Consider the following 13261-nt stretch of genomic DNA (forward strand, 5'->3'; position numbering starts at 1 on the left):
GGGCCTTGTCTTCGTCAGCGGCATATTGCTCCGGCTGGCATGGTCTGGCCTCCAACTATAGCCATCAATAAACCGCTGTTAGGCTCTGCCTTCCTTCATGCAGTACCTCCCGCGTCCGCGTCTTGAGCTTCTCTTCTCTAATCCTGCTCGGGTGAAGAAGGCAGGATCGACTTGACTCTGCCTACCTGGCCATCTGTCAGCCGCACCTTGATCCCGTGCGGATGAGTCGCAGATCGTGTCAGGATATCCTTCACCGTTCCGCGTGTCAGCTTGCCTGTCCTCTGGTCAGCCTTCAGCACGATATCAACCAGGCTGCCGGCCTGCAGCTGTTCTCTGCGCTGTCCGTTCATTTCCTCATCCTCCCTGCGTACCTAACAATCATTAACCCCTGGTTAGCCGCTTCATTCATTCTAACCGCTCCAGATGATTCAAATCCAGTTATCGTATATACTGATGTAGAGTTTAACACGGAAGCCCAAGCTTAAAGGGCGTACATAAACGTTAACTGCCAGCAAGCAGAAAGGAAGATGGAAGTGGAAGTAAAACGAATTACGCTGCCCGAGGACCTGGAGCATGCCTACCGGATCCGTAAGAAAGTGTTTGTGGAGGAACAAGGAGTTGCCGCGGAAGTTGAAATTGACGAGCATGAATCGCAGGCTGATCACATATTGGTATACTATGAAGGTGAACCTGTCGGTACATCGCGGGTCCGGAATGTGGATGGCGTAGCCAAGCTGGAGCGCATCTGTCTGCTTCCCACACACCGCAAGCATGGCCTCGGCAGGCTGCTTGTATCTGAGCTTGAAGCTATTGCCCGTGAGAAGGGCCTCAAGAAGGCCAAGCTGCATGGGCAGGTGCAGGCGAAGGCATTTTATGAGAAACTCGGCTACACAGCCGTATCTGACGTATTTATAGAAGAAGATATCCCGCACCTGCTGTTCGTCAAAGAACTGTAAACATTAAGCAGACTACTTGGAGGCACCTATGCTAACATTTGAACAGAAGCTTGCCATCATGGACTCGTTCCAGGAGCTGGAGAGGAAGGATGTCTCTCTGGGACGTGTCAACTACCAGTATGAAGAGAGCCTGTATGACAAGAAGAATGTCGTCTACCACCTTCACCCGAACGGCAACGGCTATGTCTATGCCGGGATGCTTACAGGGTACGAGACAGATGACAAGGGATTTTGCAGCATCCGTGACATGAATGAGGAAGAAATCCGTACACTAGTGGAGAAATCGATCCGCTCTCTCTCCGAGCGGGACGAGCCTGCAGCACCAGCAGCCTCGCGCAAGCGCGGCAAACCTGCCAAGGAATCAGAGTGGACAAGCCCAGACGGGCAGAAGCTCACGCTTAAATTCGAAGATGACCTCTGGTATGTGTATGCCGGGCTCAGCCTGGAGTCTGCCTTTGAAACCCATGAGGAAGCACTTGAGTATTTAAACGAAGAGGGATTTTCCCCAGCCTAAACGCAAGCTGGATCGGTACTGCCATGAACCGCACAACAAGCTCCCGTATCCTCGCTGCTGCGATGGACTCGGGAGCTTGCTGCTGCTGGATAGTCCAATTTCCTGCAATGTGAAACCAGACGATCCATATATTCGTTATTCATTATAAAAAAGGAGGTTATCTAACATGAACGGTGATATAAAAATAAAGACGCCAAAAGAGTTTGGAATTAAACTGAATGCCCTCGAAATCCATGAGAAGGATTTCCCCACTGTATTTAGAGGCTATGATGCCGCCGAGGTAGATAATTATCTCGATCAGATTATCAAAGATTATGAAGCCTTCGAAGCGTTAATCAACCTGCTCCAGAAACAGCTGTATCAGGCCCGGCAGAATGCTGTTGTTCGCCCGCCCAAAGCTCCTGAGGCTGACCTGGATGAGATTATGCAGCGCATCCGCGAGCTTGAGGTCTACTGCTGGGGCAGGGCAAAGGGTTAAAAACCGCCGGCTCCGGCTATGGCAGCCTTGATGAGCCGGTCAGATACCGGTCGACCTCTCGCGCTGCCTGGCGGCCTTCGTTAATCGCCCAAGCGACAAGACTCTGGCCGCGGCGCATATCCCCAGCAGCGAAGACACCTTCCACGTTCGTGGCATGTTTCCCGTATTCTGCCCTTACATTCGCCCGTTCATCACGCTCAAGACCCAGCTGATCCGGCAGTTCTGCCTCTGGACCTGTAAAGCCCATTGCCAGCAGCACCAGCTGGGCCGGCAGTACTTCGCTGCTGCCCGGCACTTCTACTGGCACCAGCTTCCCGGCAGCATCGCTCTGCCACTCAATCTGAACGGTATGGACCTCCTGCACTTCTCCTGCGCTATTACCGGCAAACCGCTTGGTCGAGACTAGATACCTGCGCGGATCTGATCCATACAGCCCCGCCGCTTCTTCCTGACCGTAATCCACCTTCAATACTCTTGGGTATTCCGGCCAAGGGTTGCCCGGCTGCCTTGTCAGCGGTGGCTGCGGCATAATCTCCAGCTGAACCACGCTCCTGCAGCCGTGGCGAATGGCAGTGGCCACACAGTCAGTACCTGTATCACCGCCTCCAATAACAACGACATCCTTCCCCCTGGCCGACAGATACGCGCCGTCAGCATGCCCGGAATCCAGCAGGCTCTTCGTATTTTGTGTGAGGAAGTCCATCGCCTGGTGTACACCGGCAAGCTCACGGCCTTCAATTGGCAGCTCGCGGGTCTTGGTGGCTCCGGCACATAATACAACTGCATCATAATCCTCGCGAAGCTGTTCAGCAGCGATGTCCTTGCCGATTTCAACCCCTGTCCGGAACGATACGCCCTCTGCAGAGAGCAGATCAACTCTGCGCTGTACGACCTGCTTATCCAGCTTCATATTGGGAATGCCGTACATCAGAAGCCCGCCAATGCGGTCTGCCCGCTCATAGACCGTAACGAGGTGGCCTGCCTTGTTCAGCTGGGCTGCACATGCCAGTCCCGCTGGCCCTGATCCGACAACGGCCACTCGGTACCCGGTCCGCTTCTCCGGAGGCTCAGGAACGATCCACCCCTCAGCGAACCCGCGCTCAACGATAGCCTTCTCAATGCTGCGCACCGTTACAGGAGAACCGATCAGGCCTACTGTACATGAGCCCTCACATGGTGCCGGACAGACGCGTCCGGTAAACTCAGGGAAGTTATTTGTCTTATGGAGCCGCTTCACGGCTGCTTCCCAGCTGCCCCGGTATACAAGATCATTCAGCTCTGGAATCAGATTATTAACCGGGCAGCCTGAAGCCATGCCGGACAGAATACTCCCCGTGTGACAGTAAGGCGTGCCGCAGTCCATACAGCGGGCCCCCTGCTCTGTCAGCTTATCCGCGCTAAGGACAGCCGTAAACTCCCTCCAGTGGGCTATACGCTCGAGTGGTTCCAGCTCGCAAGCAGTCTCTCTCTGATATTCCAGAAACCCAGTTGCTTTACCCATGCTCTCTCCTCCAACTCCTGCTAAGATAGCCGCGAACGCGCGGCGGGTAATTTCCGTAATAAATATGAATATCGTACCATTTGGAGGCAGGATAAGTAGTGAAATATTTCACGATGTAAGGAGAAAATAAAATAAGCCCCGCCAGACGGCTTAGGAAGCCGCATGCCGGGGCACGGGTATATCACATATCAAGGTGCAGGGTAAACGGTCTTATCAGCTTCAGAGACAAGCCTTGCGGGCTTGGACTGAAGATACAACAGCCGGCCGAACAATCCAACCGCCCCTGCGGCAAGACCTGTGATCAGGCCCACCCAATACCCGAAGGCGCCCAGATCCGTCAACCGCGCGAGCGCGATGCCAAGAGGGAGTCCAATCAGCCAATACGAGATAAGGGCAAGCAGGAAGGTCACATTGACATCCTTGTAGCCCCGCAGTGCCCCTTGAATCGGAGCCGCTACCGCATCAGACAGCTGAAAGAAGATCGCATAGATCAGGAAGTGTGCTGTCATCTCCAACACAGCTGCATCCCGTGTATAAATAGCAGCGAGCTCGGTATTGTAGCTGAGAAGCAGCACGGAGAAGATCAGGGCCATGCCAAGCCCCATGCCGATCCCGAGAAAACTGTACTGTCTGGCATCCCGCGTCCGTCCGGCTCCCACCTCGAAGCCGACTAGAATCGCCAGCGAGTAGGAAATGCTCATCGGTATCATATACAGGAACGAAGCAAAGTTAATGGCCGCCTGATGCGCGGCAATCGTAACCGTGTCGTAGGCACTCATGAACAAGGTGACAACCGCAAATATACTGCTCTCTATAAAAATTGCCATGCCAATCGGCACCCCGATCCGGAGCAGCTCCTTCCAGTCCCTGACCCGCACCCTAAGCTTGCCCGCTGTCAGTCTGTAGACCGTCATCTGGTCGCTGCGGCGGATGAAGCTGACAGCCAGCCCAAGCAGAATCCAGTACGTAATTGAGGTCGCAATACCAGCCCCGACACCGCCCATAGCCGGGAAGCCAAGCTTGCCGAAGATGAACAGATAATTAAATATGCCATTAATAGGAAGAGACAGCAGGGTTATTATCATCGTAACTCTCGTCTGGCCGAGCGCGTCAATGAAGCAGCGGAGCACATTATACACGAATAGCGGCGGGATTCCGAGCGCAATCATGGTCAGATACTGCCAGGCGATCATCCTCACTTCCGATTCGAGCGGCATAGCGTTCAGTACAGGTGCCAGCGCAATCATTCCAGCCGCAATGACTAATACGGACATGAACAGCGCGAGGAAAATGCTCTGGACGACGGTCGGCATTACTTCCTTCTTCCGATTTGCCCCGATCAGCTGGGCTGCTATCGGCGTCACAGCCATCAGAATGCCTGTTATCCCCATCTGAACAGGCGACCAGAGGCTTGCTCCGATGGCAATCCCCGCCAGATCATTCGGGCTGACCTGCCCGGACATGGCCGTGTCGAGGAAGCTCATGGCGAACATGGCTAGCTGCGTAATAAGCAGCGGGATCAGAATGATGAGCATCTGCTTTATTTTCTGGGGCAAGGTATAAGTTTCGTTCATATGCTGGAGATTCCTTTCAATGCCGGTCTCTGCTCGCCCGTGCATGCTCTTGAGTAGCTATATATAATAGAAACTACTATCATAGCAGATTTGCCCCGTTTGGTGAATCGCAGTTTCCTCAACGGCCGGGCATACAGCAATAAGAACCGCCCGCGGCCTTATCCGGCACCGGGCGGTTCTTATTAGTTGCTGAGTGCAAGCAGTCGCTGCTGCTATACTTTGAATTTCTTAATCTGTTCCTGCAGCTCTTCAGCCGACCGGTTCAGCGTTTCCGTGGAGCTTGCAATTTGTACGACCGCGTCACGCTGGGCTTCATAGCCCGAAGCCATAATTGTGCTCTGCTCGTTGGCACGCTTGGCAATTGCATTCAGTTCATTGACCGAAGCGCTCATTTGCTGGAAACCGGCAGAGGTCTCTTCAGCAGCGGCCGAGATGTCCTGGGTTTGCATGGAGATGTCGGAAGTAGCACTTGTAATACGTCCAAATGCTTCGCCTGCCGTCTGGATCGACCTGCGTCCGCGCTCTACTTCAGTCTGGCTCTGTTCCAATGCGGATACGGCCTGCTGGGTATCCTTCTGGATCATCTGAATAATTTCATAGATATGCTCGGAAGATACACTAGTCTGTTCGGCAAGCTTCCGGATTTCATTAGCTACTACGGCGAAGCCTTTGCCATGATCACCTGCTCTTGCTGCCTCAATGCCCGCATTGAGCGACAGCAGATTAGTCTGCGAGGAAATCGACTTGATTACTTCCACGATCTGGTTGATCGTCTTGGAATGTTCGTCCAGCTTGCCCACAGTATCGGCGAACTGGGTCACGGAATCATTGATCGTATCCATCTGGCGGACAGCTTCGCTGAGCAGCTGATTGCCCTGCTGAGCCTGCTCCTCCGTGCTTGCCGACAGCTCGGCTACCACACTAGTCGTTTCAGAAATACGCATAACGCCAACTGTCATCTCTTCCATTGCGATCGAAGTTTCCTCCAGGCTGCGCATCTGGGTTGCCGAGCCGTCGGCAATCAACTGGATGATATCACCGGATTGTGAGATCGATTCGGCGGCTCCATTGGCATTACGGGACAGCAGCTGCGACGAATCCGCTACATGGTCAGTTGTCACCTGGGAGGCCTTTATGAAGGCAGCAAGATTAGCGCGCATCTTCTCAAAATTCGCGCCCAGCCTGCCGATCTCACCCTTCGCTTTTACATTTACCGGATTGCTAAGGTCACCTTCTGCGATAGTTGTCGATGCAGCAATCAGTCTCTTGACCGGTGTAATGATGGACTGAGCCAGCAGTATAGCTGCCCCAATACAGGCAAGCAGTATACCGAGCTGGAACAACCCAAGTAGCCCGTTAGTCGCTTTCGTCTCATCCATGGTTTGCTGAAGCGAGCCCTCGATTTTCTCCAGGTTGCTCGTGCGGAGGTCCTCAAGAGACTGGTTGATTTTCCCAACAATTACTCCGACGTCCGATTGCTCCGTCATCGTGGTGTAAGCCGTATAGTTGTCCCGAATCCCCTGCACTTCCGCAGACGCGTTCGGGTTCAGCGATTCGTACTTTCCAAGCATCTCCACGAACATACCGTCCAATCTTTTCATCTCAGCTAAAGCGGTTTCGGCGTCGACGAATTGCGCCCACATCAGAACACCCTGCATCTGCATCTCCGTCATGACTTGCTTCAAGCCTTGCGCGAGCACAGAAGACTGCAGCGTTCTCTCATTGATTTCCTGCAGCCGCTTCTCCTGCGAAATGGAGGAAGTAATCTGGTAACCATAACTTCCCGCCACCAACAAGACCAAAATTCCAAATGCCAAAAACGTTTTAACCCGAATACTCATACAGCACACCCCTTAATTCGACATTATCCGCCATCTAACGACATGAGTTATATATCGGGTTAAGTGCTGCCCTTTTAATAGAGAAGGAGAAACATTTCATAATATTATGCAAAATAAACATACGGATCGAATCTCCAGGAACGGCAGGGCGAGCCCCAAAGCCTACACTTGATGCAGTCGGAGAAGCCCCGTATCAAAGAATATGAATTCCCCCTCATGCTATCAAGCGGTGAATGAACATAAACAAAGGCTGAGTGCGGCACAATAATCTGCCATTCACTCAGCCTGAATTCTTTTCTTCTATTATATATGCGCTAATCCCTTATATCCTTCCTACCCCTTGCTTGCCCCAGCCGTTAATCCATCGACGAGGAAGCGCTGCAGGAAAATGAACAGCATTGTAACCGGCAGGGCCACGAGCACCGCGCCCGCCGCAAACAGGGTGAACTCGGTCGAGTTCCGCTGACTCACCATTCGGTACAGTCCCACAGCCAGAGTGCGCTGCTCCTCGGTGCGAAGCACCAAGTCGGCAAAGATGAAATCGACGAACGCGCCGTTGAAGATCATTAAACTTGCATAGGTCAGCATAGGTTTCGACAGCGGGATCATGACGGAGACGAATATCCGCATATGGCTTGCGCCATCAATCTTTGCCGCTTCCTCCAGACTGCGGGGAATCGTATCGAAGAACCCCTTGGCCACGAATACATTTGCAATCACTGCGCCGCTGCTGTACACGAGCACGAGTGCCCAGTGCGAATTGAGAAGCCCCATCGTATTGAGCAGTACATAGATCGCGATCATCGCCATAAAGCCCGGAAACATCTGCAGGACCAGCAGCGTGGTCAAAGATGTCTTCCTGCCCGCAAAGCGGTAGCGGGAAATCGCATACGAGGTGAGCAGCAGCAGGAATGTACCGAACAGCGTCGAGAGCGCGGCCACCTTCAAGGTATTCATGAACCAGACCGGATACTGCGTCTTAGAGAACAAATCCGCGTAGTGCACCAATGTAAACTGGCGCGGAATCAAGGTTTCACTGAACAAGCTGTTGCCCGACTTAAAAGATGACAATACAATCCATATGGCCGGGAACAGACTGATGCAGGTGAGAATAACCAGGACCAGGTAGGTGGCCGACAGCTTCATAATCGTCGAGGGTCTCCGGTTCATGCGATCATATCCTCCTCTTTGTACGACCTCGTCCGCCGGTAGCTCCAGATGGAGAAGGAGGCCACGATCATGAAGATCACGATTCCGATGACCGAAGCGAAGCTGTACTGAGACTGGTTAAGCGCCAGCTTATACAGCCAGGTGACGAGCAGATCGGTATGTCCCGCGTACTGATAATCCGGGTTAACCGGATCACCGCTCGTAAGCAGGTAGATGACGTTAAAGTTATTGATATTTCCGGCAAACTGCATAATAAGAATTGGTGCTGTGGCAAATAAGACCATTGGCAGCGTGATACTTCTAAACTTCTGCACCGGTCCCGCGCCATCGACCTCCGCCGCTTCATACAAGTCTCTTGGGATCGTCGTCAGCACGCCGAAGGCCAGTATCATCATCACCGGAATACCAAGCCACATATTCACCAGGATAACCGTTACTTTCGCCCAGAACGGATCAGTCAGCCAGGGCAGTCCATCCAGCCCGAATGCCCGCAGGTAGCCGTTCACCGGACCGAACTGGTTGTTGAACATATTGCGCATCACAAGCAGGGACACCATATTCGGTATAGCGAAGGGCACGATCAGCACCGTACGCCAGAAGCGCTTAAAGCGGACACCCGGCTGATGTATGAGAACCGCCACCAGCACGCCCCCGATATAAGTTGTTGCTGTAGCAATTACCGCCCAGATCAGCGTCCACTGCAGAATGCCCGCAAACGTCTTGCTCCAAACCTGCAGGCTGACCATCTTCGCGAAGTTATCAAACCCGACCCAATCCACCAGGTTCGCCGGCGGCAGAATAGGGTCTGCATAGTTTGTAAAGGCAAGCAAAACGGAGAAAATCAGCGGCAGAATTGTCAGGAATGTAATGGCCAGAAAAGGCAGCGCCAGCACGATGTACGCAAAATGCTTGCGGCTGAGCTCCTTCAGTGACTGTGAGAAGCCGTGCGGCTCCTCTCCGTTGTCGCGCGACCGGCCCACCAGATAGGCGTCACGCACGGTGAGCACATAGATGAACAGGAAGAACAGCAGCGCGAGCAAGGCGATCAGACCGTCGATCATCATGAAGATGGAATGGTCGCCCTCCACCATCTTGGTCAGCCTGCCGACTTTGACCATACCGCTCGGCTGTTCGCCAAGCGTCACCAGGCCGTACAGGCTCTCCGTCAGATGAAAGATAATAAAATATAAGCCGGCTCCCCATATAACCATAAACAGCAGGCCTTTGAGCCACTGCCGGTTATACAGCTGCCCGAGTCCCATAATGAGTGCAGATAGGATCGAGGCACATGTCTTTTTTGTCATTCAGAATACCACCTATCGTTTATTTCGACTGCATACCGGCCTTGATTGTAGCCACTGTCTGGTCCAGCGTCTGCTTCACATCCGCAGAAGGATTATCCCAAATCGTCATGAATGCAGCTCTAAGCGGATCCCAGACCGCATTTATCTCCGAAAGCGCCGGCATCGGCACCGAATGCTTGAACTGCTCGAAGAAGCCGCTGATAATCGGATCGTTCTTGATCATCGGATCCTCGCCCGCTTCCTTATGAGCTGGTATGGCCCCCGTTTGCTCGTAGTTCTTCAGCTGGTTCTCCTTGCTGCTGGCAAAATGGGCGAACAGCCTCGCTGCGACCGGATAGTTCGTATAAGAGTTCACATAATAAGATTTTACTCCCGAGAATGAAGTGGTTGGGTTCCCGTTCGGCGCTTTGGGCAGGACCGCAACACCAAAATTGACATCGTCCTTGAAAGCTCCAACCGACCAAGGTCCATCTATGTTCATAGCCAGCTTGCCTTCCTGGAACAGCTGTGTCTTGACATCGTACGTGACATCAGCTGCATCCATCGGAAGGATCGGCCGGAGCGACTGCAGGAACTCGAAGCCTTCCACCGTACCTTCGCCGTTTAATCCCATATCACTCGGGTCAGTATTGTCTTTCCCGAATATATAGCCGTCAAAGCTGCCAATGAACGGGTAGGTGTAGTAGCCCACGAATTCCCACATAATCGCATACTTGTTCTGACCGGGCGCATTATAAGTCTTGGCGAAGGCCGCGACCTCTTCCCATGTTTCCGGCGCCTCGGGCAGCAGATCTTTATTGTAAAACATCGCATAAGTTTCAACCGATTTGGGATAACCATAGAGCACACCGTCATAAGTCGACGCCTGAATGGCTGCCTCCACCATAGCTGCGCGGGTTTCTTCCTCGAAAGCATCATTAGGCAGCAGAAGGCCCGCCTTCACCGCCTGGCCGATCTGGTCATGCGGCAGCGTCAGAATATCTGCGGCAAGCTTGGAGGGTCCGTCAGTTGCCAGCCTTGCTCCCTGCTCCCCGCCCGCAAGCTCCTCAACTGCAACGGGCACGCCGTACTTCTCCTCGAAAGCCTTGCCGATTTTCTTCATGTAGTCGACCTGCTCCTTCGATTCCCAGACGACAAGTTTGGCGCCTTCTTCCGGCACCAGCTCCTCTTCTTCCGCTCCTTGTTCATTCCCCCCGGCAACTCCGTTACTATTCTTGTTGCTCACTTCCGGTCCGTTGCTTGTGCCGCTGCATGCCGTCATCGCAGCCGCCATTACGATGCAGAGCAGCACCAATACCAAACCTCTTGTCTTTCTGTCCAGCCGTGTCTTTTTCCGCATTGCGTAAACGCCCCTTCCTGTTCTCCCATGTAGTAGACATTCAGCTGATACAGCCGGGTATACACTTAAGATGCAAGCGATTCTCCCAGCCTCGCCCTCTTGCAGGCAGCGCACAAAAAAAAGGATACAGCCCCGTCACGTCCCGTGTCCGAGGTTGTACCCTTCCAGGTAGCATTGCCTTCAAATTGAAAGCTATATAATCATTGAATGTTCTGACAAAATTATCTTAACCGAGCATAAAAACGTTTGCAAACAAGTAATTTTCCTGTTTTCGGCAGTGAAAGCGCCTTATTCTAAGAATTATGCCAAATTACTCCATCTTACTTCATTTCACTTCATCTGGCGGGTATTGAACATTTCCAGCCACCTGTGCTATGCTGTGGGAAATTCAAAGGCAATGAAACTCTCGGGTTCAACCTCGTTTTCAAGTGAGGTTGGGCCCTTTTTGCGTTTTATTGACCTGCCAAGGAGATGAATTAGTATGCAACTGGAAGCCATTTATCACCGTCCCAAGCTCAACTGGTCTTATGCACTGGATGATCGAACCCTGCACATCCGCCTTCGAACCCGCAGGGATGATGTCGATCGGGTCGATCTCTTCTACGGCGACAAATACGGCTGGGACAAAACCAATTCTGTCAAGCCCATGGTCAAGTGGGGCTCTGACCGCCTGTTCGATTACTGGGAAGCAGCTGTGCAGCCGCCCTACCGCAGGCTGGTCTACTTTTTTGGCCTGCATGCTGGAACAGAGAGCGTTTATCTGCTGGAAAAGGGCTTTCAGACGGAAGCACCATCGGTTTCTTACGAAGGGCTGTTTGATTTCCCCTTTATCAATCCGGCAGACGTATTCAAGCCGCCTGTCTGGGCCAAAGAAGCCATCTTCTATCAAATCTTTCCTGACCGGTTCGCCTGTGGGGACCCGTCCATCAATCCTCCTGCGGTAGAGCCCTGGGGCGGAACACCTACACCCAAGAACTTCTTTGGCGGTGATCTGCAGGGCGTTATCGACCACCTTGATTATCTGCATGACTTGGGAATCAACGCGATCTACTTCAATCCGCTGTTCGAAGCGACCACAAACCACCGGTATGATACCAAGGATTATCTGCGTGTCGACCCTTATCTTGGCACCAACGACAAGCTGAAAGAACTAGTAGATGCCTGTCACAGCAAGGGAATTCGGGTTATGCTTGATGCCGTGTTCAATCACTGCGGCCATACGTTTCCGCCTTTCGTGGATGTGCAGGAGAAGGGAGAAGCCTCCCCTTATGCAGGCTGGTTCCATGTCCGGGAATGGCCGCTTGCCGTGAAGGAGGATGGCACAACCTACGACACGTTCGGCTTTGAGCCAATCATGCCCAAGCTGAACACAGAGCACCCTGAAGTAAAAGCATACCTGCTCAAGGTGGCCAGCTACTGGCTGACGGAAATCGGCATCGACGGCTGGAGGCTCGATGTAGCGAACGAGGTGGACCATCAGTTCTGGCGTGAATTCCGCAAGGTCGTCAAGGAAGCTAATCCAGAGGCGTATATCGTCGGCGAAATTATGCACGACTCTCTGCCCTGGCTGCTTGGTGATCAATTCGATGCCGTTATGAATTATCCGTTCACGAACATTCTGCTGCAGTTCTTCGCTCACAAGAAGACAGATGCCGGGCAGTTTGCCGATGCGATTACAACCCAGCTCGCGAACTATCCCAAGCCAGTCAACGAGGTCGCATTCAACCTGCTTGGCAGCCATGACACAGACCGCTTGCTGTCGCTGTGCGAAGGCTCTGTCGAACGGGTTAAGCTGGCTACTTTATTCCAGCTGACATATCCCGGTACCCCATGCATCTACTACGGGGATGAAATCGGGATGGACGGCAACCATGACCCGGACAACCGCAAGTGTATGATATGGGACCCTGCACAGCAGAACCAGGAGCTGTTCAGCTTTTTCCGTGACATGATTCGTCTGCGCCGTTTGTCTCCCGCCCTGCGGGACGGTTCGATCCGTTTCATAAGCATTGCGGATCACGACCACATTCTCGCCTACGAAAGACAGGCGGATGAGGAGCGCTATCTGATTGTTCTGAACAATCAGGATCAGGCGGTAATCGTGCAGGTACCCGTAACAGACAGCCAGAGATGGCAGCACCAGACAGGGGAACAAGAGCTCCTGGAAGCATCAGATGAAGTGCTGCATATACCGCTCGAAGCCTATGGCTGGGCCATTCTCAAAGCGGCGGATACCCATTCCGGGAAAAAATTGGTTGACAATATCGACCAGCCGATTCTAAAATGAAAGCGCAATAGCAAGTAACCCATGTCCACCGTAACAGGGGGCAAAACAGCAGCAGGAGAGCAATTACAGATCGTCTAAACCACAATCTGAGGGCAACTGCATTTTCCGGCTGCGAAAGCAGCTTGAAAACAACCCCGGAATCTCTATCCAAGAGATATCCGGGGTTATTTTGCGTTTGGCCCTGTGAAAGGAGGAATTCGCGAAAGCGCTTAAGCGCTTAATTGCAAACGCTTGCGAAGTAAAATAAGCAGCATGAACATCATCATACTTGTCACTGTTCACCTCTGTGAAATCCAA

The 13261-nt window shown here is 52.8% G+C and carries 11 protein-coding genes; 4 read left to right on the forward strand and 7 right to left on the reverse strand.

Going from position 1 to position 13261, the window contains the following annotated elements:
* Positions 1–137: 137 nt before the first annotated feature.
* Positions 138–350, reverse strand: coding sequence for a YwbE family protein (locus tag DNH61_RS16905; RefSeq protein WP_111147862.1), 213 nt, complete (start codon positions 348–350; stop codon positions 138–140).
* 177 nt (positions 351–527) lie between these two features.
* Between DNH61_RS16905 and DNH61_RS16910 the strand changes: the two genes are divergently transcribed.
* The 3 genes from DNH61_RS16910 (at position 528) to DNH61_RS27035 (ending at position 1948) form a co-directional block, all read left to right on the forward strand.
* Positions 528–956, forward strand: coding sequence for a GNAT family N-acetyltransferase (locus DNH61_RS16910; protein ID WP_342771453.1), 429 nt, complete (start codon positions 528–530; stop codon positions 954–956).
* 28 nt (positions 957–984) lie between these two features.
* On the forward strand, positions 985–1470 hold the full coding sequence (locus DNH61_RS16915) for a hypothetical protein (RefSeq protein WP_111147863.1): 486 nt from the start codon (positions 985–987) through the stop codon (positions 1468–1470).
* A 166-nt stretch (positions 1471–1636) separates the two neighbouring features.
* Complete coding sequence (locus DNH61_RS27035) at positions 1637–1948, forward strand: DivIVA domain-containing protein (protein ID WP_111147864.1); 312 nt, start codon at positions 1637–1639, stop codon at positions 1946–1948.
* Between the two features lie 16 nt (positions 1949–1964).
* Here the strand turns inward: DNH61_RS27035 and DNH61_RS16925 are convergent, their stop codons facing one another.
* From DNH61_RS16925 to DNH61_RS16950, 6 genes are all read right to left on the reverse strand, one after another.
* Positions 1965–3449, reverse strand: coding sequence for a glutamate synthase subunit beta (locus DNH61_RS16925; RefSeq protein ID WP_111147865.1), 1485 nt, complete (start codon positions 3447–3449; stop codon positions 1965–1967).
* Positions 3450–3637: 188 nt separating this feature from the next.
* A complete protein-coding gene (locus tag DNH61_RS16930) occupies positions 3638–5023 on the reverse strand; it encodes an MATE family efflux transporter (protein WP_111147982.1) in 1386 nt (461 codons plus the stop codon).
* A gap of 212 nt (positions 5024–5235) precedes the next feature.
* Complete coding sequence (locus DNH61_RS16935) at positions 5236–6864, reverse strand: methyl-accepting chemotaxis protein (RefSeq protein WP_111147866.1); 1629 nt, start codon at positions 6862–6864, stop codon at positions 5236–5238.
* Positions 6865–7197: 333 nt separating this feature from the next.
* Positions 7198–8034 (reverse strand): sugar ABC transporter permease, encoded by an 837-nt coding sequence (locus tag DNH61_RS16940; RefSeq protein ID WP_111147867.1) that lies wholly within the window; start codon positions 8032–8034, stop codon positions 7198–7200.
* Positions 8031–9338, reverse strand: coding sequence for a sugar ABC transporter permease (locus DNH61_RS16945; protein WP_111147868.1), 1308 nt, complete (start codon positions 9336–9338; stop codon positions 8031–8033). The genes DNH61_RS16940 and DNH61_RS16945 overlap by 4 nt, the downstream gene beginning before the upstream one ends.
* A gap of 19 nt (positions 9339–9357) precedes the next feature.
* Positions 9358–10677, reverse strand: coding sequence for a sugar ABC transporter substrate-binding protein (locus DNH61_RS16950; protein ID WP_181438752.1), 1320 nt, complete (start codon positions 10675–10677; stop codon positions 9358–9360).
* 481 nt (positions 10678–11158) lie between these two features.
* On the opposite strand from DNH61_RS16950, the gene DNH61_RS16955 reads away from it, so the two are divergent.
* Entirely contained in the window at positions 11159–12964 is a 1806-nt protein-coding gene (locus tag DNH61_RS16955; RefSeq protein WP_111147869.1) for an alpha-glycosidase, read from the forward strand.
* The last annotated feature ends 297 nt before the right edge of the window (positions 12965–13261 follow it).

Origin of the sequence: Paenibacillus sambharensis (assembly GCF_003233845.1) — a bacterium.
GTDB lineage: Bacteria > Bacillota > Bacilli > Paenibacillales > Paenibacillaceae > Paenibacillus_I > Paenibacillus_I sambharensis.